The organism is Schaalia vaccimaxillae DSM 15804 (assembly GCF_000420425.1).
In the GTDB taxonomy this organism is placed as follows: Bacteria; Actinomycetota; Actinomycetes; order Actinomycetales; family Actinomycetaceae; genus Pauljensenia; species Pauljensenia vaccimaxillae.
On sequence record NZ_ATUX01000005.1, the window covers coordinates 160,058 to 180,112 of the forward strand.

Sequence of the window (20,055 nt, forward strand, 5' to 3'; positions counted from 1 at the left end):
TGTTGGTTCGATCAGTATGGATTGGACTTTTGTATGTCTCGTAGTTTGTGGAATGGTCGAAGGCGACTTGTGGCGGTTGCAGGTGCTGTTGCTGTCATGGGTGGTTTTGTTGTGGCCGGTCCGGCGGTTGCGGCGCCTTCGGTGTTGAGGGTTGTTGATCCGGCGGTGAATTCTTTGGCTGACGCTCAGTTGGTTGATGGGGTTCCTGTTTTTTCTTGGAAGTCTGAGTCTGATGCGAGGGCGGCTGTTCAGTCGGCGTATCAGGTTCGGGTGATGGATCCGTCTGGAAGTGTTGTGTGGGATTCTGGGAAGACGGAGTCTTCTAAGAGCATTGATGTGCGGTATGAGGGTCCTGAGTTGGCTGCTTCGACGTCGTATTCGTGGAGTGTGACGGTTTGGGATGGTCAGGGCAACGCGTCTGATCCTGTTGAGTCGCAGTTCCGTACGGGTTTGCGGTCTACCGATGGCGTGACGAACTGGGCGGGCGCCCAATGGATCACACAGACCTACGACGAGCCGACGCGAAACGAAGACCGTTTCGACACGATGAACTTCCAACTCTCCGCCGATTTCAAAATCAACGAAGGCGGAGCCTCTCTTAACTTTGCAGGGTACGACGACGACTATCTCGCAGCAGCCGTCAGGCAGATTGATGGAGTCTGGCACTTCCAGCTCCTCGAAGGTGACGGCAACGGTAACCTCTCCGTCTTCGCTCGCGAGCGATCTGCGCCCAGCGGTGAAACATGGACGCAAGAACAACTCTTCGAACCAGTCGATATCGTCCTGGAAAACTTCGACCCGACCCAGCCGCACACAGTGACGATCACGCAAGACGGTCCAATTGACAACGTCTTCCCCAGCGGATCTGCGTGGACGATCCAATTAGACGGCAACAATTTGACAGCGTTTAACCTGGCAGGCAACCGCAAACTCATTAGGGCCGGGCTGCTCGGGTTAGGGCTGCAAGGCCTCAGCGCACAGTACGCCAACCTCAACTTGACGATGCCCAAGGCGACTGAACCCGAGAAACTCAACGAAAACGTCGAGACCCTCACGGCGGATCCGGCCTCGTCAATCTTTGCAGGACTCGACGGTGCAGAAATCAAAGACGGTTGGATTAACGTCGACGGAACAAGCGTTCAGGAAACAGATCCGCGCCCATCTGACGGACTGTACCGAAAAGCCTTCTCCGCTCATGGAGACATCAAATCCGCACACCTTTATGCCAGCGCACTCGGAGTCTACGAATTCGAACTCAACGGACAAAAAGTCGGTGACTCCTACCTCGCTCCAGGGACTTCAGACTTCTACAAGACAGCGCTCTACAACGTCTACGATGTCAGCGATCTGATCACTAACGGAGTCAACGCGCTTGGAGCCGAAGTAGGTGACGGCTGGTACTCGGGCTCATACGGAGCGCTTCACAAACCATATGGCAGCCAGCCTTCACTCAAAGCTCTCCTTCGACTCGAGTACGCCGACGGATCAGTTGCAAACATTCCCACGGACTCAAGCTGGTCCTACTACGGCAACGGTCCGATTACTGATTCCAACCTCATGGATGGCGAGAACTACGATGCCAACCTCGAACCCGCTATTCAGGGCTGGTCAACAGCCTCCTTCGACGACTCCTCGTGGGAGCAGGCTCAAATTTCGGCAGACACTATCGGGCGTGTAGTGGGCGATGAAGCCACCGCCATCAAACTCATTGAAGAAATTTCGCCGGTTGAGCGAACAGTGGATGCTAACGGAAACGTCGTATTTGACTTCGGTAAGAACCTGGTCGGTGTTCCACAAATTACTGTGACCGGCCAGCCCGGGCAGATCGTCAAGCTCTCCCACGGTGAAATGCTCAACGATGCTTCAGCCGGAGCCGACGGTCCAGAAGGAACCATCTACAACGCCAACTTCAGGTCCGCAAAGGTCACGGACTACTACACGATCGGACAGAGCGGAACGGGCACATTCCAACCCAAGTTCACACTCCACGGATTCCGCTATCTCGAGGTATCCGGTGTCGGAGGATTCCAACCTCAAACAGTGCAATCAGCAGACGTAAAAGCCATGCTCCTATCTTCTGCTGACAAACTCACCATGAGTTTCGAATCTTCAGAAGACGGCTTCAATAAGCTGTACCAAAACACCATCAACGGCCTACGCGGCAACTTCCTGTCAATCCCCACAGACACTCCTGCTCGCGATGAACGAATGGGATGGCTTGGAGACATTCAGGTCTTTGCACCGACCGCATCCATGACAGCTGATGTGCGCGCGTTCCTAGGAAAGTTCACCACCATCGATATGGCTGACAGCCAGCTTGAAGGTGGGCACTATCCGCGATTTGCCCCCTGGCATTCAGGTTGGGGCTTCGGCAATGGTGCCTCTGACCCGTGGACTGATGCTGCCATCATCGTCCCTCATGCACTATGGCAGACATATGGTGATGTCGCGATCATCGAGGACAACTACGCTCAGATGAAGGCATACGCCCAGGCTCTCCACGACGACAAGCGTGGAGCCGTCCTCGGCGACTGGCTAGCGTTCGCAAAGACAGACACACAGTTTGTCTTCCAGGTCTATAAGGTCCACGCCATTGAACTCATGGAGCAAATGGCGCGAGCTGCGGGCCATGTCGATGACGCTGACACCTACATTGCGTGGCGTGACCAGTGGAAAGCCGAGTTCCTGTCTACCTACTTCCCCGATGGCAGCACAACGCTTGTCGGAGAAGATTTAAATACCCAGGCCGCCTACTCGATGGTCCTCCAATTCGGTTTGTATCCTGATGGCCAAGCAGAAACTCTCGCAGCCCACCTCGCAGAGTTGTCGTTGGCTGGCGAGAATGGCGAACCGACGCTGACGACTGGTTTCCTTGGAACACCCGTGATCCTTCCCGCCCTATCGGATAACGGACAGGTAGAAGCCGCCTACAACTTGATCCTCTCCCACACATATCCGTCGTGGTTGTATTCGGTGGATCAAGGGGCAACAACGTTCTGGGAGCGTTGGAACTCGTACACCAAGGCCGACGGATTCGGAGACGTCTCAATGAATTCGTTTAATCACTATGCGTACGGCGCGGTGTCGAAGTGGATTTATAACAATGTTGCTGGGATTAATTTGGATCCGGCGTCGCCGGGATATCAGCATTCGGTGTTGAGGCCTCTTGTTGATCCCAAGGGTCGTATTTCCTGGGTGAATGCGACGTTTGCTTCTCCTTATGGTGACATTGTGTCGAATTGGAAGCTGGGTGATAACGGCAAGCTGTCGTACAAGGTCGAGGTTCCGGCTAATGCGTCTGCGACGGTTTATGTCCCCACTGTTGGTGAAGGGGAGACTGTTTTCGAGGGCGAAACTGCTGTGAGCAGTGGAGTTGAAGGCGTTGAACTTGTTGGCATCGAAAATGGTGTGGCTGAGATCAAGGTTGGATCGGGTTCATACTCGTTCTCAGTTGGCGTTGCGCCGGTTGATGATCCTGTTGTGTCGCCTGGTTTGGTTGTTGATCCGTCCAGGGTTGCCCAGGGTGGTTCTGTTGAGTTGAAGGGTTCTGGTTTTGATGCGGGTTCGGTTGTGACGTTGACTGTTCACTCTGATCCGGTTGTTGCTGGGACTCCAACGGTTAGTAGCGACGGGACGTTTGCGCTGGTGTGGACGGTTCCCGCTGACTTTGCGGTTGGTGAGCACACGGTGATTGCTACCGATGCTGAGGGTGTTGAGTTGGCTCGGGCGACCATTGAGGTGGTTGCTCAGGGTGGGGCTGACAAGCCGAAGACGGACACGAATCAGAGTGCAGAGGTCAAGGATCAGTCTGGCGTTGGCAAGGATTCGAAGTCGAAGGGCAAGGCCGGTAAGGGTTCCTTGGCTCGTACTGGTACGGACACCGCGTTGCTTCTTGGGGTGGCTGCGGTGTTGGCTGCTGGTGGTGTGGTTGCCCTTGGTCGCAAACGCAAGATGATCAAGTAACAGGTATGCGGCTGTCAGGCCGTTCCTGTGATTGATGGTGGTGGCCTCAAACGAAGCGTTTGGGGCCACCACCACCCATAACGTGAAGCAACCTCAACCCAAACGAGGCCGAACAACAGCTTCAGTTTCGCGTTTCAAAGTACCCAAGCCGATGAACATGAAGAACACCATGACCCAGGCAGCGCCCACCATCATCACATAGCCGCCGTAAGATCCGAATCGGTCGATGGGGGGACCGGCAACAGCTGACCCCAACGACACACCAAGGTTCATTGACGTTGACATCCAGGTCAGACCTTCAGTCAGCTGCCGGGCGGGAACAACCTTGGCAATAATCATGTTGACGTTTGTCATTGTCGGGGCGCAGGCCATTCCTGTGGCAACCATGACAAGCGCCATAATCCACAGATTATGCGCAAAAAGGTACATTGACGTACCTGCCGCTAAAGCAACGACCCCAATAGCGAAGAGTTTCCACAATGGAGCACCCCACGGGCGGGCTCCATACACAAGGGCAGCAGCTAAAGACCCGAGTGAGAAAATCGCCAGCAAAACACCCGACATTGCCTCAGCACCCTGCTCCTCGGCGAAAGCCACTACCGCCACATCGTTCGAGCCAAACATCATGCCCGCCCCGATGTAGGTCAACGCCATCACGACAACAGCGGGCCTGCGGATGACCGATTGGCGAACCTCGCCTTCGATACGTGGAACGGGAGTGGGCTCAGACCTTCTCTGGGACAAGAACCCTGCCCCGCCAAGCGCCAAGAATGTGAAGGACAGACTAACTCCTGTGCCCGGATGAATCGTCGTCCCCAGGACGGTTGACAACACTGGCCCAAGGATGAATACCAATTCATCCATTGCAGCTTCAAAAGCATAAGCAGTTGTCAACTGGCCAGGCTCATCCACCACATGAGCCCACCGCGAACGCACCAGCGCCCCGGGAGAACCCCAGGTGGCACCCGCCAACGCCGCGCACACGAAAAGGATCCAGGCAGGCGCATGAGTCAAGGCTGCAAGCAATAGTCCCAATGTCGACAATGCCGACACCGCCAGAGACGGTCCCATGATTTTAAGCTGCCCGTGTCTATCAACGAGCCGCGACAAAGTTGGGGCACATAAAGCCAAGGCAACGACATTGACGGCGGACACAGCGCCCGCCATCGAATAGTTCCCATACTCCGCCTTGATCAGCAGAATCGTGGAAATACTGGTCATCGACATGGGCAGGCGCAGCACCAATCCCACGAAGGAAAAGCGCCAAGCTCCCTTCAGCTTCAAAATCTCAGCGTATGTCGACAGCATCCTTCCAGCCTATCGGCGCTCACACCGCCGTCCCCCAGCAGATCGCGTGGCGTTGAGCACCCTAGGAGCCCGGATCCTAGACCTTCGGTTTTAGAGGGCGCGTTAATACATCCCCCTAGCTTGATCCGCCCTCGTCGATGAGCAACCAGGAATCAGTCTGTCACTTCGAAAGTTCCCTGCTGGCCCTTCTCAGCCAAACTCATCGCATGATTAACGAAGTTGTAGTGTCCGGCTTCCAGCGGAGTGAACTCCACGAACCCGCCCTCGGCTGCCTGCAGCGCCAATACCTGGGCAGCGCCACCGCCCGTCCCTCCACCGCGAATCTCATAGAAACCTTCACGCCACACAGTGTCGAACTGGGTGCCCACCACATGGAAAGCCAGTGGAATATTGGGGCCAGCATCGAGCACCCACACGCGCACCCGGTCACCGGTCTTGATACTGATCGGATGGGCTCGATACTGGAATGCCGTGCCGTTAAAGGTCATGGCATCGGGCTGGAGCGCCGCCATTTTCTGCGCGTTTGCAACTTCGCCATCCCCACCCAAATACAATTCCCCGGCGATCATCACGTATTCGTGATCCACCGGATCTAAGTCAGTCGGATCAATGACAACCGCCCCATACATGCCGTTGGCAATATGCATCGACATGGGTGCAGTCGAGCAGTGATACAGCCAGATTCCCGCATTTTCAGCGACAAAAGTGTACTTAAGGGTCTCCCCGGGCTCAATTGAGCGCATGTTTTCATCCGGTGACACAAGGCCCGCATGGAAGTCGATTGAGTGACTCATGGTGCCCTCGTTAACCAGGGTGATGTGGAAAGTGTCGCCGACCTTCCCGTGCAACACCGGCCCCGGATTTGTGCCGTTAAAAGTCCACGTTTCGCGCGTCAGGTTGTTGGTGACCTGCTCGGTCTGCTCGGTCACGGTAAAGGTGTAGGAATGCTCGTTGCCCTCCGGCACCGGCGCGAGCTTCGGGTCGCGAGGCTCCACAGTCTGCGCGTAGGCGATGAGGTCTTCGGCGTTGACTGTCGACGAGGACGAGGCAGCGTGCCCGCTGTGACTATCGTTTGAATGTGCCGCGTGGGACTCTGCGTTGGTGCTCGTCGCCCCGGTTGCGTGGATGGTTAAAGTCATGCCGGATTGCTCATGGCCGGGTAGGGAACACCAGCCGCGCATGTCTTGGGAAATCACCCCGGCCTCGATGACAACGGAATCACCTGGGGCAACAGACCCAGAAGATTGCCCGTTTTCGAGCACGAGGTCGTGGCGCTGATCGCCGGTGTTTTCGAAGGTGATGACCAGTTCGTCGCCGACGGGCACCTCGATGGTTGATGGCGTAAAGGACATGCCGTCCACACCCACTGTTACTTCGGTGGTGTGGCCGGTGGGCGTTACCGAAGCCGACGAAGCTTGTCCGGCCGGCGTTGTTGTGGCCGTCGAAGATGTAGAGGTCGGGTCTGACAGGACAATTGCCAAGATCACTGCTGCCACACCGACGACAGCCATGACGGCCATGCCAGCTCGCGACGTAGGGGAATGGTCGCCCGAAGGGTTCTTTCGGCCCGGCTGAGCGGCCCCAGTAGTGCTGGCGGGTTGTTCAGTCATGAGTGCCTCCGGCAGTTGTTGATCGTGTTGGAGTAGTTGCGTTGTGGGACCGTGCAGCTCTGGCTGCTTTGGTCTGGCGAACGCCAGAGACCGCGATGAGCGCAATATCGATGATGTAGGTGGCCAGCAGAAGGATCCAGCACGCCACTTGTATGCGCTGATGGTTGGTGACAGTGGTCATCGCCAAGAGTGCGACCACTAAGTTGCGTGCTGTTTCGCGAGCGGGAGCCCATGACTCTAAAGTGGTGACTCCTTGGCGGACGATGGATGGTCCGCCGCCGATGACTACGGGCATGAGGTAAACCAATGCCCCCATGAATACCTGGCCCAAGCCGCCTAGACCGATGACGGGCAGCCACGATAAGTTTGCTGCCCTTAAAGCTGTGGCGTCAGGCTGTGTCATAGTTGCGGCGGCGACAGCTAGGACTCCTACGAGGATCCATGCCACTCCCAGGCACATCGACCAGGCGCCGTACTCTGATGGGCCTTTTCGTGTGGCAGTACGTGCAAGTGGGAAGACGATGCCGACGCCAGCTGATACGGCGACTAACAGCAGGCCAGCTCCCATGGTGCGAAGCTGGCCAAAGCTTGCTGCCGCGATGGCTGTGAGGAGGCCAACTACCCATGCGGGTAAAGCTGCGGTGGAAAAACGTACGGCGTCCGGGTCGATCCGAGTGCGGATGGCTGTGGGCCCCAGGGTGATGATGGTGCCTCCCATGGTCAGTCCCACCCAGCCTCCAACTCCGCTGATTGCGTGAGCCAAGGTAATAGTGTCGCGGGTTCCAACCAACCATGTGGGTGCTGTCTGGCTAAACATGGCGACGGTGGTCAAACCTGCGAAAACGCAGGTAAGGACCAAGAATGCGGCGGCGCAGATGTAGTAGCGGATGACGACGGCAAAGCGTGAAGCCAACCGGCTGCGTGCCGCCAGAACCAGACCTAGACCATGCCACGCGGCAATCACCCCAACCAGGGTTGCTCCGGTGATTGTTCCGATTACCCACCCAGACCACATTGACACGATGAGCAGAACAAAAGTGGCGTTGAAGCACAGGATGCGGATGGTGTTGTCTCGCCCTGCACGAGGATCGTTGGCTGGCAGGCGTAGAAGGGCTCTGCAGAAATACCACGACCACTGGAAAATGCCGTTAGTGAGGACTCCCAGGGTGACGACGTGGACCATGGTCCACAGTGGCTGAGGCAAGATTCCGCGGCTAAGAATTGTCAGGGCCCCTGCCAGTGCAGCGGTTAGTAGCCAAAGGGTGGTCAAGCGGTCGGTGCGTGCGACGCGACTTGCTCGTTTCGCTGGTTTTTGGGTGCCCGAATGTCCGATTTGTAGGTTCATAGCGCGGTCTCCTGTGGCTCACCCGCGTTTTTAGACACAGTCGTGGAAACCGTTGGTAACACATCCGCAGAATTCTGCGGGTCGTCAGCGGGGAGATCATGCTCTCCGGGCACGACTGCGTCTATTTTTGCGGGTGATTCCAAAGAGACGGCGCTCCGGACACGTCGAGCCTGTCGAACCGTCAGTGTCAGGGTCACCACCACAAAGATCAACATCCCCATGACGCCAAGCGTTCCGCCGAGCCTCCAAGCCCCGTCGGCTTGCCTGACGCCGGCCACGATACGAAGTAGCAGGGACGCTTCAAGGAAAACGAAAGCCAACCATGCGATCGGGTGGAAAGGTACTTCGCGTTTAGCGACCGCAGGGATGATGACGGGAGCGTGGGCCAGCACCATGGACACGACGAAACCAATGGTCAGCGCATGTACGCCTGTGTCATATGCATAGCCGTCATAGGTTGGGGGTGCCACCACCCACATAATCGCGGGTACCAGAGCCCACGAATAGCCGGTCAACATGCAAGTCGCTGCCAAGCGGGGCAGTCCCGGTAGCTTGATTGTCCTACGGGCCACGTCATGCCATGCGGTGTCGATGGCCATGATGCCGAGGGCTAATCCAAGGATTGGATAGCCAACATTGGGCACAATCAGGATCGCTACTAGGCCCAAGATGACGCCGCATACCTCAGTAAGGATCCGTCTTTCGGTTCCCGCAGCTAAGAAATTGAGTCGCGCTAATTCCAAGCGTTCACCAATGATCGTGATGACTAGAAACATCAGCCACCACCGGACAATCTGAGGAACTTCCAGGCCGCGCCACCACAGCAGTGCTCCTCCAAATCCAATAAAAGCTCCGAGTCCTTGAACGAGCACGGCGATGGACTGTTGGCGTTTGTTCCACACGTGAATGTAGATGGCAATGAGGACCATCATTGCCAGGGTCCACAGGAATCCGGGAAGCATTCGGGCCGGTTGAAAGCCAGTCAGGTGCGATGCAACGAATTGGGGGATCGGCAGGTGTGCCAGAGTGTTCCGAAGGCCCTCATTGAGTGCGACGCCCACTGCTCCCACACCTGCGGCGCCAGATAAGAGTGGAGCCGCGTACGCCCACCGCCGGGGCCTGCTGGATCCGGACTGGAGGGCTACAGCCCGTTCAAGACAGATCGCGGTCCCCAAGAATCCGTAGATCATGAGGATGCCGTGGATGGTTCCCAAGTCGGTGGAAGAAATGGGGGCAAGTGCCCCAAGGCGTACGAGGGCGGCGTTGAGCCCCATGAGCAGTGAGACAGCGGCGAAAATCAAGAAGAATAGGCGTCCCCACGGCAGCGGAGGATTGGGAACCGCTTGTTTGTGTGGCGCCTGGGCTGTCATAGCGAAGAGCTCCTGGATGACGGAATGGACTCTTTATTAAAGATAATCGGAGCCTCACCTAATTTGCAGAGGTGATTTCCTCACAATGTCAGGGTTTTGCCGCCAAGAGAGGGGCCGCAACCTCCTGGGTTGCGGCCCCTCAACGCCTGCAGTTCCTGACGACTGTCCAAGCCTGTCAGATCAGCCCAGCGCGTCAGAGACAAGTGCCTTGGCAGCTTCCTGCACCTGAGTCAGGTGCTGCGCACCCTTGAAGGATTCTCCGTAGATCTTGTAGACGTCCTCCGTGCCCGACGGGCGTGCGGCGAACCACGCGGATTCGGTGGTGACTTTCAAGCCGCCGATTGGTGCGTCGTTGCCAGGAGCGCGCACGAGCTTTGCGGTGATGCCGTCGCCAGCAAGCTCTGTGGCTGTGACGTCTTCGGGGGAGAGGGCTGCCAGCTTCGCCTTTTCCTCGCGGTTGGCGGGGGCGTCGATGCGGGCGTACGCCGAGGCTCCAAAGCGTTCGACCAATTCGGCGTGCAGTTGGGAGGGGGTCTTGCCGGTGACGGCCAGGATTTCAGACGCTAGCAGCGCCAAAATGATGCCGTCCTTGTCTGTGGACCACACGGTGCCGTCCATGCGCAGGAAGGACGCGCCAGCAGATTCCTCGCCCCCAAAACCAACGGAACCGTCAAGCAGTCCGGGCACGAAATACTTAAATCCGACGGGAACTTCGATGAGCTTGCGGCCCATGCTGTCAACGACGCGGTCAATGAGCGCTGAAGACACCAGGGTCTTGCCCACGGCTGCATCATCTCGCCAGCCTGGACGGTGGGTAAAGAGGTAGTCGATGGCAACTGCCAGATAGTGATTTGGATTCATCAGACCGTCGGGGGTGACAATGCCGTGGCGGTCCGAATCCGCATCGTTGCCCGTGGCAATGTCATAAGGCGTATTGCCGTCTGCGTCGGGTGTCATGGTCTGACGCAGCGAAGCCATGGCGTTGGGAGAGGAACAATCCATACGGATCTTGCCGTCCCAGTCCAGTGTCATGAAGGGCCAAGCAGGGTCGACTACCGGATTAACCACGGTCAGATCCAGACCGTAGCGCTCTGCAATGGCAGCCCAATAGTCAACGGAGGCGCCGCCGAGAGGGTCGGCTCCAATGCGGATGCCTGCTTTGCGGATTGCCTCGATGTCGATGACGGTGTCGAGTTGGTCGACGTAGCAGTGCATGTAGTCAAAGGACTGAATGCAGTCGTATTCAAGCAGGTCGCTGCCGGTCACACGGGGGACCTTGCGCCAGCCTTCTTCAAGGATTTCGTTGGCGCGGTTGGCAATCCATCCGGTGGCGTCTGCGTCTGCGGGGCCGCCGTGAGGTGGGTTGTACTTGAAACCGCCGTCGCGAGGCGGATTGTGGGAAGGCGTAACAACAATACCGTCGGCCAGTCCCGGGCCCGTCGTGCGCAGATTCTGGGGTGCGCCGTTTGCGCCCAGGATGGCTACTGAAACAGCGGGGGTTGGCGTGTAAGAGTTACGCGAATCAATGCGAGTCTCGATACCTGCGGCTGCCAGAACTTCGAGGGCGCTGCGCCAGGCAGGCTCAGACAGAGCATGGGTGTCGCGGCCGATAAAGAGGGGCCCGTCGATCCCCTGTGATGCGCGGTATTCGATGATGGCCGCGGTGATGGCCACGATGTGGCCCTCATTGAACTTGCCGTCCAAAGAGGAACCGCGGTGACCGGATGTTCCGAAGGTGACCCGCTGATTGATATCACGCGGATCTGGTTCGATGTCGTAGTAGGCCGAGATGACCTCGTCGACGTTGATGAGGTCTTCTGGAAGGGCAACTGTGCCAGCTCTTTCATGCATGGGCTAAGTGTGGCACCCGTCGCCCTCGTTTGTGTACTGCCGACCGATCTGCGGAACTCTTTCCCGCCGTCCTCGAAGGGAGCGAATATGGAGATGAGGGCGGAACCCGCTACTCTTATTGACTGTAACGGCGGTCACGCCGAATCCGATTCAATGACGAGGACGTCAGGAGAACTCCCGTGGGATGGTTCGATTCCGTTGAACACAATCGCTGGTTGTCTGCCCAGATGCAGGCTCTGATTGCCGAGGCAGAGGGCGCGATCGTTGCCACGGGCTTTGCCCACCTTGACGATGACGGCCAGCCTGATCTTGAACGCAGCATCGACCTGGCCGTTACAGCGCGTATGCTCTATGTGTTCTCTCTAGGGACCCTTATGGGGCTGCCCGGCTCGCGCCGCTACGCCGACCATGCCCTCAAATCGCTCACAAACTACTTTGTTGATCCGGTTAATGGCGGCATGTGGACGTCAATTAAGCCTGAGCCGGACGACCCAGGCCACGGTGTGCCCTGGGATGAGGCTGGCCGCTCAAAGTCTCAGTACCACAATGCCTATGTGATCCTGGGTGTGACGGCGGCTGCTGTAGCTAACCGCCAGGGCGCCTATGAGCTCCTCAATGAATTGCTCCACGATCAGGAACGTCATTGGCTTGAGGGCCATGATTTGGTGCGCGATCAATTCGATGAGGCTTTCACGCAGGCGCTGCCGGTGCGTTCAATGGGAACGCTGTTACATACTGCGGAGGCATATCTGGCGGCTGCTGAGGCCACGACTGATCCGGTGTGGCTTGAGCGAGCCGAGGCAATGGCCTCGTTCGTGCACGAGGTTGCTGCAGCGAATGACTGGCGCCTGCCCGAATACTTTGACGCGCAGTGGAAACCCCTAAATGGTGAGCCTCAAGGCCATCACGATCGGCGTCGGATCTATCACGGTTACGTGGTCGGCCACGCCTTGCAGTGGTCGCGTCTGGCGCTGCAGATTCGCGCGGGACTACGCTCCATGGGACGCAGCCAGCCCGATTACCTCAAGGAAATGGGAATCGAGCTTTTCGAGCGTGCGCGCGTCGATGCTTGGCGTCGCAACGAGGGCGAGCCCGGTTTTGCCACGGTTGTTGACCAGGATGGGCAGCCTTTGCCTGGCGAGGACGAACACCAGCAGTGGGTGGTGTGCGAGGGGATCTGTGCGACGGTCGCGATCCGGCGCGCCATGCTTGACGATGGCGCCGGCATTGCCGAGGTCGAGCACTATGAACATTGCTACCGCTCATTCGTTGACTACGTCAACGACTACCTCATTACGCAGCCGGGTCGATGGATTCGTCGCCTGGACTCCTTGAACCGTCAGCTGGTGTTGGCAAAGTCTTCGCGTTGGGATGTTTACCACGCAGTCCAGTCGATGTTGGCTGCGCGGGTCCCGTTGTGGCCGCCATTTGCTTCTGCGCTTTCGCGCGATCTGCTAGATCATCCGGAAGAACCGCCGTCGGATAAGAAATCTTGGAATTTCTTCTCACGTCACTGAGGGTTGATGGCCGTCGCCGAAGTCCTGTGGAGCTAGCAGCAGACCATATTGAGATGGACTGCATTTTGTGTGGATGTGCCCACGGGGCGGTGATTCAGGTACCATCAGTGAGTCCGGAGGGCTGACCGAGTGGCCGAAGGTGGCGGTCTTGAAAACCGCTGTGTCAGCAATGGCACCGGGGGTTCGAATCCCTCGCCCTCCGCCAAGCCGGTCGAATGAGGCCTTAGTGTGTTTGGAACAACGCGCGAAGTACCTTATTCTGGGCGGCACTGGAGACGTCGCATAGTCCGGTCGAGTGCGCCTCCCTGCTAAGGAGGTAGGGGTGCATAGCCCCTCGCGGGTTCAAATCCCGCCGTCTCCGCATTGGGAACCCCGCCATCCTTGTGATGGCGGGGTTTTCTGTGTTTAACGGGGGCTCAGGTCAAAGTGAAAGATTTCGCACAGTGCAGGCAACCTAAATTAGGTTAGCCTATGCATTGTTAACACTTTCTTTTTGCGAAAGGCATGATCGAATGCGTCTCCGAAACACCATCGTGGCAGGCATTGCCACCCTCTCTGTTGTGATGCTGTCCGCCTGCTCTAGCGGTTCAGCCAATCAGAGTACCGAGTCCAGTGCCAGCCACGACACGGCGGTTGCCACCACCATTGAGCACGCATTCGGAACCACACAGATCCCAGAAAAAGTCGAACGAGTCGCTACCGTCAACTGGGCAAACCAAGATGTTCCCCTGGCCCTAGGCGTTATGCCCGTTGGCTTCGCAGCTCAAACATGGGGCGTCGAAGACGACTCGCAAATGCTCGAATGGACCAAGAAAGCCGTTGAAGAAATGGGGGCAGAAGAAGCCCCCGTCCTCTTCGATGAGACCGACGGAGTCAACTTCGAAGCAGTCGCAGCCACCAACCCCGACGTCATCCTTGCTTCATACTCTGGCCTGACCAAAGAGGACTACGACAAGCTCTCAGCTATCGCCCCGACCGTCGCCTACCCGACAGTGGCATGGGGGACCCCCTGGCGTGAAATGATCACCATGAACTCCAAGGCCATTAATAAGGTCGAAGAGGGCGACAAGCTTGTGGCCGACCTCGAAAAACAGATCGCTGACGAGGTCGCCAAGTACCCCGAACTTGAAGGCAAAACTGCAGCCTTCTTCTACGGATCTTCAGCAGACATGTCGCAGATCGGCTACTACACCACCACTGACCCGCGCACTGCATTCCTGGCAGACCTCGGCCTTGGTGTGCCCGAATCCGTCAAGACAGCTTCCGAGGCCGACCCCACCTCCTTCTATGTCCAGGTGTCAGCAGAGAACGTCGACCAGCTCAGCGATGTTGATGTCATCGTCATGTACGGCGAAGAATCCGAACTAGCCGCATATCAGGGAGACGCGCTGATCGGCACCGTTCCAGCCATTAAGAATGGCGCGGTCGTGTTCGTCGGAAATGGCGCATACGCAGCATCGACCAACCCCACCGCCTTGTCGATTCCGTGGGGAATCTCCACCTACGTCGCTGACATCGCCAAGGCAGCAGCCAAGGTCAAGTGAAGCCAATGGCAGCCGGTGAGCCGCCCTCGACCCGTATAGAAAATGTTGAGGGCGGTTTCGCCGCGCCCACAGGCGTGCTACCGCGGCAACCAAAGAGACGAGGGCAAGGCCAAGTAGGCGCCGTTGCTCTTCTCCTCCTAGTTCTGGCATCCGCGCTCGCTTCACTTGCATTCGGAGCCAGAACAGTGTCCGTAGGTGAACTTCTTGAAGGCCTGCGAGCCACCGGCTCTAGCATCGGTGCGTTGGCGGTTCAAGAACGCATCCCGCGCACCGCAATCTGTTTGACTTGCGGTCTGGCGCTAGGCATTTCGGGCGCATTGATGCAATCCATTACTCGTAACCCGGTAGCTGACCCCGGCATCCTGGGAATTAACACGGGGGCATCACTGGCCGTCGTTATCGGCATCGCCTTCTTTTCAGCCTCGGGCCTATTCACATTCTTGTGGTTGGCGCTCATTGGTGGGATTCTCACCGCGATCTTTGTTGAGTCCATTGGGTCGGCTGGGCCAGGTGGACAAACTCCCATCAAACTAGCTCTCGCGGGGGTTGCCACCACGGCAGCTTTGTCCAGCGTCGTCAGCGCAATAATGCTGCCTCGGGCGCAGAGCCTGGACGCGTTCCGTTTCTGGCAGGTGGGCTCACTTGGTCGAGGTACATGGGAATCTTTAGGAACGATTGGCCCCTTCGTCCTCGTGGGAGTGATGCTGGCAATGCTGGTTGCGCGTCCGCTTGACTCCCTTGCCTTAGGGGACGAGGCCGCGGTCGGCTTGGGAGTCAATGTTCCCCTTGTCAAAGGGATTGCTGCCCTTGCTGGCGTGCTTTTATGTGCAACGGTTACCGCAATCGCAGGGCCTATTGGTTTTGTTGGTCTTATGGTTCCTCACGCTGTGCGGATGCTAGTGGGCCCAGGACACGTGTGGCTGCTGGTGCTGTCGGGTTTGGGCGGGGCATTACTACTTACCGTCGCAGATGTCTTGGGGCGTGTCCTCATCGCCCCGTCGGAAATCCCTGTCGGGGTGATCACCGCTTTCGTGGGTGCCCCAATGCTCATCGCGATTGCTCGAGGAGCGAAGGTGAGGTCCCTATGACCATGCACTCACCTGTGTCGTTGTCAGCATCGCCGATAGGAACTCAGGCGCTGAAGCAAGGATTTACTGAGCCGGGGCGGCGCCGTCGGCGTATACGCCTGGCCTGCATTACGGGCGCCTTAATCGTGCTGGTCGTCGTCCTCTTCGGATTGGACGTGATGATCGGAGACACCTGGTACACGCCGACTCAAGTGTGGGCGGTCATCTTGGGCAGTGATGTACCGGGCGCGTCCTATGCAGTGGGGACATTGCGTCTACCCAGAGCAATTCTTGCGTTGCTTGCGGGCTTGGCTTTTGGCATCTCGGGTCGGGCTTGTCAGACCATGTTGCGAAACCAACTGGCCAGCCCTGACATTGTTGGAATCACCTCAGGTGCGTCTACTGCCGCCGTCGTCTGCATACTGATCTTCAACATGTCGGGAATGTCCGTCAATTTCATCGCACTGGCCGCAGGCTTAGCCACCGCTCTGGCAATTTTCTGGTTGTCAGGATCAGGCAATGCCCAAGGTGGCAGGCTCATTCTCATTGGTATTGGCGTATCCGCAATGTTTACTGCCGTGACCAACTACGTGCAATTACGCGCCTCAATTTATGACGTCACGGATGCGATGCGGTGGCTGTCAGGTTCGCTGTCGAGCGCCTCATGGCAACAGGTTCCCTTGCTTGGAGTAGCGGTTGTCCTCCTGGGGGGACTGCTGGTGTCTCGGGGGCGTGACTTGCGCATCCTCGTACTGGGAGACGAGGCCGCCGCCGGACTGGGAATCAATGTAGCGCGCACTAAACTTGTTGCTCTTTTAGCGTTGGTGGGGCTGTCAGCATTTGCCGCTGCGGCTACAGGGCCCATCGCTTTTGTGTCTTTCTTGGCGGGGCCTATTACGGCACGCGTTGTGGGGTCTACTGATTCGACACTGTTGGGACAGTCTGGCCTCATGGGCGCCATCCTCGTTCTTGGGGCTGACCTTGTGGGGCAACATGCTTTCTCAACGATGCTGCCCGTGGGTGTGGTCACGGGCATTGTTGGTGCCCCGTATCTTCTCTTCCAATTGTTCAAACTCAATCGTTCAGGAGCCACCGCATGAGTGCCACTATTCCTGCAGGCAATGCTCCCGCAGGTGTCGAGCTAGAGAGGGCAAAAGCCCGGACTCTTCAAGCCCGCCAACTTAGCGCCGGCTACGCGAATCGCACCGTTGTAGACAGGGTTGATCTACTCATTCCTCCGGGCAAAATCACTGTCATTATCGGTGCGAACGCATGCGGAAAGTCCACGACCTTAAAATCATTGGCCCGAGTCTTGGCACCTATGGATGGTCAAGTGCTTCTCGATGGTGTCGATATCCGCCAGATTGGGACGCGCCGAGTGGCCCGCAGGCTTGGTCTATTACCGCAACAACCTATTGCTCCGGAAGGAATCACTGTTGCTGATCTTGTAGCCAGGGGACGCCACCCGCACCTGGGGATGTTTAAACCCACGTCATCTACGGACCACCAGATCGTTGAAGAAGCGTTGATAGCTACCCGTACGGATCAACTTGCCGACCGTCCGATCGATGAGTTGTCAGGTGGACAGCGCCAGCGGGTGTGGATTGCAATGGCATTGGCTCAACGCACGGATGTGCTGCTTTTGGACGAACCAACAACATTCCTCGATCTTGCCAATCAGATTGAAGTACTTGATCTCTTGCGCGATCTCAACGAGCGTCGTGGAACAACTGTGGTGATCGTGCTCCATGACATTAACTTGGCGGCTCGATATGCGGACCACATTGTTGCGATGAAAAAGGGGCGCATTGTTGCGTCGGGAGCACCCACCGACATTGTCGATGAGGCGTTGATCCGCCAGGTGTTTGATCTTCAATCGCGTGTGATTGCTGATCCTGTGTCGCTTACGCCGCTGGTGGTTCCTGTGGGCCGCCACCATTCACGTGGTGGCTCTGAGACGGCAGGCCCGCGATGAGTAGTGTGGAAGTGGCCGAGACACAGCCTCAGCCTTTTGGTTTCTTCCATGTCAGCGTTGCAGGTATTTGTGACGTTACTGCGAGCATGCGCCGTGTGACTTTCACAGGCCAGTCCCTGGAGCATTGGGCTGATCCGGGATGGGATCAGCGTATTAAGTTGGTGTTACCTGCTGACGAGGGTGGCTATGCGCATTTGCCGATGGGTCCCAACTGGTATCGAGACTTTCAAGCCCTTCAACCCCGGCAGCGGTGCACGATTCGCACTTACACAACCCGGGCTGTGCGCCACGAAGCTGCCACCGGCCTGGTTGAAGTGGATGTCGACATGGTTCGTCACGGGATCGTAGGTCCGGCATCGCGGTGGATTGAATCAGCGCAAGCGGGCGACGAAGTGGTTCTGTTGGGGCCGGATTCTCGTTGGGAGGGGATTAGCGGGGGAATCGATTTTGTTCCGCCTGCTCGCACCGGGGCCTATCTCATTGGGGGTGATGAGACTGCTGCTCCTGCGATCGCGCGCATCCTTGAAGACCTTCCAGCCTCGGCCACCGGCATCGCGGTGGTTGAGATGCCTTCGCAGGCTGACGTTGCCTATCTGCCTTCCCACCCGGGCTTTGACGTCCGTGTCGTATGGCGTCGGTCAGAAGCAGAGCGTGGGCTGATGGTAGACGCGGTGATTGAAGCCGCTCAGGAATTGTGCTCGCACGGTATCCCCCAAGACCTGGAAGAAATTGATGTTGATCAGAGTCTTTTGTGGGAAGTGCCTCGTCATGCCAAAGGAGGAGCGGCTTTGAAATCTGCGAGCCACTACGCGTGGCTAGCAGGTGAGGCTGGTTCAGTTAAAGCGATCCGCCGCCACCTGGTCTCTGAGGTCGGATGGGATCGTCGGTGTGTGGCGTTCATGGGGTATTGGCGTATGGGGCGGGCCGAAAACTAAGACTGCTTGTGTGCGCTGGCGCACAGTCGCGTATGCTGTTCCAGTGAAATTCTTGAACGGTTTAATGCCCACCTTTGACCTGACCTATGACGACGTCTTCATGGTTCCATCGCGTTCTGCGGTTGGCTCTCGCAACGCCGTCGACCTGACAACGCAGGATGGCTCTGGGACCACAATCCCCCTGGTTGTCGCCAACATGACCGCCATTGCCGGCAAGCGCATGGCCGAAACGGTGGCGCGCCGCGGCGGTCTCGTCATCATCCCCCAGGACATCCCCGTCGACGTCGTGATCGAAACGGTCAACCAAGTCAAAGCCAGCCACCTCGTCTACGACACCCCCGTTGTGGTCAAACCTCACCACACCTGCGGCTACGCGCTGGGTCTGCTGCCCAAGCGCTCCCACGGTGCCGCCGTGGTGGTTGAACCAGAAACGGGCGTCCCGGTTGGCATGGTGAACGAAAAGGATGTGACCGGCGTTGACCGCTTCACTCAAGTCCGTGAAGTCATGTCCACCGAATTACTCACTCTGCCCGAAGGCATTGATCCGCGTGAAGCCTTCGACATTCTCAAAACCCATCACCGCCGCCTCGCTCCAGTTGTTGACGAGGACGGGCGCCTCGTTGGTCTGCTCACTCGCTCCGGTGCTGTGCGCTCCACTATCTATCGGCCGGCCGTTGATGCGAATGGGAAGCTGCGTATTGGTGCGGCTATCGGAATGAACGGCAATCCTGCGGATAAGGCCGCTCGTCTTGTTGGAGCAGGTGTCGACCTAATTGTCGTGGATACGGCTCACGGCCACCAGGACAAAATGATCGAAGCGGTGAAGTCTGTGCGCGCGGTGGTGCCGGAAGGCTTTCCGATTGTTGCGGGCAATGTTGTGGCGGCTGACGGAGTGCGCGACCTCGTCGAAGCTGGAGCGTCAATTGTCAAGGTTGGTGTGGGGCCGGGCGCGATGTGCACGACCCGCATGCAAACGGGTGTGGGCCGACCTCAGTTTTCTGCCGTTCTTGAATGCGCGCAAGAGGCTGCCAAGTATGGAGCGCACGTGTGGGCTGACGGGGGAGTGCGCCACCCGCGTGACGTCGCCCTGGCGTTGGCTGCTGGGGCGTCCAATGTCATGGTGGGTTCGTGGTTTGCTGGCACCTATGAATCGCCTGGTGACCTGCAATATGACGCCAATGGGCGTGCCTACAAGGAGTCCTTCGGTATGGCGTCGAAGAGGGCGGTGAGCCACCGAACCGCAGACGAATCGGCCTTTGACCGCGCCCGCAAAGCTCTCTTTGAAGAGGGAATTTCTGTGGCACGCATGTATATCGACCCGGAACGTCCCGGGGTTGAAGACCTGATTGATCAGATTGTGTCGGGTGTGCGTTCCTCCTTCACTTACGCGGGGGCGGCGTCGATTCCGCAGTTCCGTGAGCGGGCGATTGTTGGTTTGCAGTCCGCGTCGGGGTATCGCGAGGGCGCGCCCGTGCCGACATCTTGGTGAGGTTGCGCAGCTGACTTTGGCCCGTCCTCGTTCCTTATGACGAGGGCGGGCTGAAGTTTTGAACGTGATCTTGGAAGAACG

At 57.8% G+C, this 20,055-nt stretch carries 13 protein-coding genes and 2 tRNA genes; 10 read left to right on the forward strand and 5 right to left on the reverse strand.

Translation table 11 applies throughout. The features are described from left to right. Nucleotides 1-33 precede the first annotated feature (33 nt). Nucleotides 34-3,963 carry an alpha-L-rhamnosidase gene (locus tag G439_RS0100780; RefSeq protein ID WP_131333462.1) on the forward strand — a complete coding sequence of 1,310 codons (3,930 nt, stop codon included), beginning with the start codon at nucleotides 34-36 and terminating at the stop codon, nucleotides 3,961-3,963. Nucleotides 3,964-4,056: 93 nt separating this feature from the next. Here the strand turns inward: G439_RS0100780 and G439_RS0100785 are convergent, their stop codons facing one another. From G439_RS0100785 to pgm, 5 genes are all read right to left on the reverse strand, one after another. Continuing rightward, a complete protein-coding gene (locus G439_RS0100785) occupies nucleotides 4,057-5,271 on the reverse strand; it encodes an MFS transporter (RefSeq protein ID WP_022867289.1) in 1,215 nt (404 codons plus the stop codon). Between the two features lie 152 nt (nucleotides 5,272-5,423). Then, a complete protein-coding gene (locus G439_RS0100790) occupies nucleotides 5,424-6,881 on the reverse strand; it encodes a multicopper oxidase domain-containing protein (protein WP_022867290.1) in 1,458 nt (485 codons plus the stop codon). After that, on the reverse strand, nucleotides 6,874-8,226 hold the full coding sequence (locus G439_RS0100795; protein WP_022867291.1) for a membrane protein: 1,353 nt from the start codon (nucleotides 8,224-8,226) through the stop codon (nucleotides 6,874-6,876). The genes G439_RS0100790 and G439_RS0100795 overlap by 8 nt, the downstream gene beginning before the upstream one ends. Beyond that, complete coding sequence (locus G439_RS10625; RefSeq protein ID WP_022867292.1) at nucleotides 8,223-9,596, reverse strand: hypothetical protein; 1,374 nt, start codon at nucleotides 9,594-9,596, stop codon at nucleotides 8,223-8,225. Before G439_RS10625 ends, G439_RS0100795 begins: the two co-directional genes overlap by 4 nt. 180 nt (nucleotides 9,597-9,776) lie before the next feature. Continuing rightward, complete coding sequence (gene pgm / locus G439_RS0100805; protein ID WP_022867293.1) at nucleotides 9,777-11,447, reverse strand: phosphoglucomutase (alpha-D-glucose-1,6-bisphosphate-dependent); 1,671 nt, start codon at nucleotides 11,445-11,447, stop codon at nucleotides 9,777-9,779. A 179-nt stretch (nucleotides 11,448-11,626) separates the two neighbouring features. Here pgm and G439_RS0100810 point away from each other — a divergent pair, with 179 nt between their 5' ends. The 9 genes from G439_RS0100810 (at nucleotide 11,627) to G439_RS0100850 (ending at nucleotide 19,974) form a co-directional block, all read left to right on the forward strand. After that, nucleotides 11,627-12,964, forward strand: a complete 1,338-nt coding sequence (locus G439_RS0100810; RefSeq protein WP_022867294.1) for an AGE family epimerase/isomerase — start codon at nucleotides 11,627-11,629, stop codon at nucleotides 12,962-12,964. Between the two features lie 115 nt (nucleotides 12,965-13,079). Next, nucleotides 13,080-13,169: transfer RNA gene (locus G439_RS0100815), tRNA-Ser, on the forward strand. Between the two features lie 66 nt (nucleotides 13,170-13,235). Continuing rightward, nucleotides 13,236-13,325 (forward strand) — tRNA-Ser (locus G439_RS0100820). 151 nt (nucleotides 13,326-13,476) lie between these two features. Continuing rightward, nucleotides 13,477-14,508, forward strand: a complete 1,032-nt coding sequence (locus tag G439_RS0100825; protein ID WP_022867295.1) for an iron-siderophore ABC transporter substrate-binding protein — start codon at nucleotides 13,477-13,479, stop codon at nucleotides 14,506-14,508. Between the two features lie 5 nt (nucleotides 14,509-14,513). Beyond that, nucleotides 14,514-15,596 (forward strand): FecCD family ABC transporter permease, encoded by a 1,083-nt coding sequence (locus G439_RS0100830; RefSeq protein WP_022867296.1) that lies wholly within the window; start codon nucleotides 14,514-14,516, stop codon nucleotides 15,594-15,596. Next, entirely contained in the window at nucleotides 15,593-16,675 is a 1,083-nt protein-coding gene (locus G439_RS0100835) for a FecCD family ABC transporter permease (RefSeq protein ID WP_022867297.1), read from the forward strand. The genes G439_RS0100830 and G439_RS0100835 overlap by 4 nt, the downstream gene beginning before the upstream one ends. Further along, entirely contained in the window at nucleotides 16,672-17,550 is an 879-nt protein-coding gene (locus G439_RS10630) for an ABC transporter ATP-binding protein (protein ID WP_022867298.1), read from the forward strand. Before G439_RS0100835 ends, G439_RS10630 begins: the two co-directional genes overlap by 4 nt. 11 nt (nucleotides 17,551-17,561) lie before the next feature. Continuing rightward, the gene (locus G439_RS0100845; protein WP_026459251.1) at nucleotides 17,562-18,485 is read left to right on the forward strand and encodes a siderophore-interacting protein; all 924 of its coding nucleotides are present in this window, start codon (nucleotides 17,562-17,564) and stop codon (nucleotides 18,483-18,485) included. Nucleotides 18,486-18,528: 43 nt separating this feature from the next. Continuing rightward, nucleotides 18,529-19,974 carry a GuaB1 family IMP dehydrogenase-related protein gene (locus tag G439_RS0100850; protein WP_026459252.1) on the forward strand — a complete coding sequence of 482 codons (1,446 nt, stop codon included), beginning with the start codon at nucleotides 18,529-18,531 and terminating at the stop codon, nucleotides 19,972-19,974. The last annotated feature ends 81 nt before the right edge of the window (nucleotides 19,975-20,055 follow it).

Coding starts and splice junctions, on each gene's coding strand:
- G439_RS10625 (WP_022867292.1), bottom strand. CDS start 9,596: ATGACAGCCCAGGCGCCACACAAACAAGCGGTTCCCAATCCTCCGCTG.
- G439_RS0100795 (WP_022867291.1), bottom strand. CDS start 8,226: ATGAACCTACAAATCGGACATTCGGGCACCCAAAAACCAGCGAAACGA.
- pgm (WP_022867293.1), bottom strand. CDS start 11,447: ATGCATGAAAGAGCTGGCACAGTTGCCCTTCCAGAAGACCTCATCAAC.
- G439_RS0100780 (WP_131333462.1), top strand. CDS start 34: ATGTCTCGTAGTTTGTGGAATGGTCGAAGGCGACTTGTGGCGGTTGCA.
- G439_RS0100825 (WP_022867295.1), top strand. CDS start 13,477: ATGCGTCTCCGAAACACCATCGTGGCAGGCATTGCCACCCTCTCTGTT.
- G439_RS0100785 (WP_022867289.1), bottom strand. CDS start 5,271: ATGCTGTCGACATACGCTGAGATTTTGAAGCTGAAGGGAGCTTGGCGC.
- G439_RS0100830 (WP_022867296.1), top strand. CDS start 14,514: ATGGCAGCCGGTGAGCCGCCCTCGACCCGTATAGAAAATGTTGAGGGC.
- G439_RS0100835 (WP_022867297.1), top strand. CDS start 15,593: ATGACCATGCACTCACCTGTGTCGTTGTCAGCATCGCCGATAGGAACT.
- G439_RS10630 (WP_022867298.1), top strand. CDS start 16,672: ATGAGTGCCACTATTCCTGCAGGCAATGCTCCCGCAGGTGTCGAGCTA.
- G439_RS0100790 (WP_022867290.1), bottom strand. CDS start 6,881: ATGACTGAACAACCCGCCAGCACTACTGGGGCCGCTCAGCCGGGCCGA.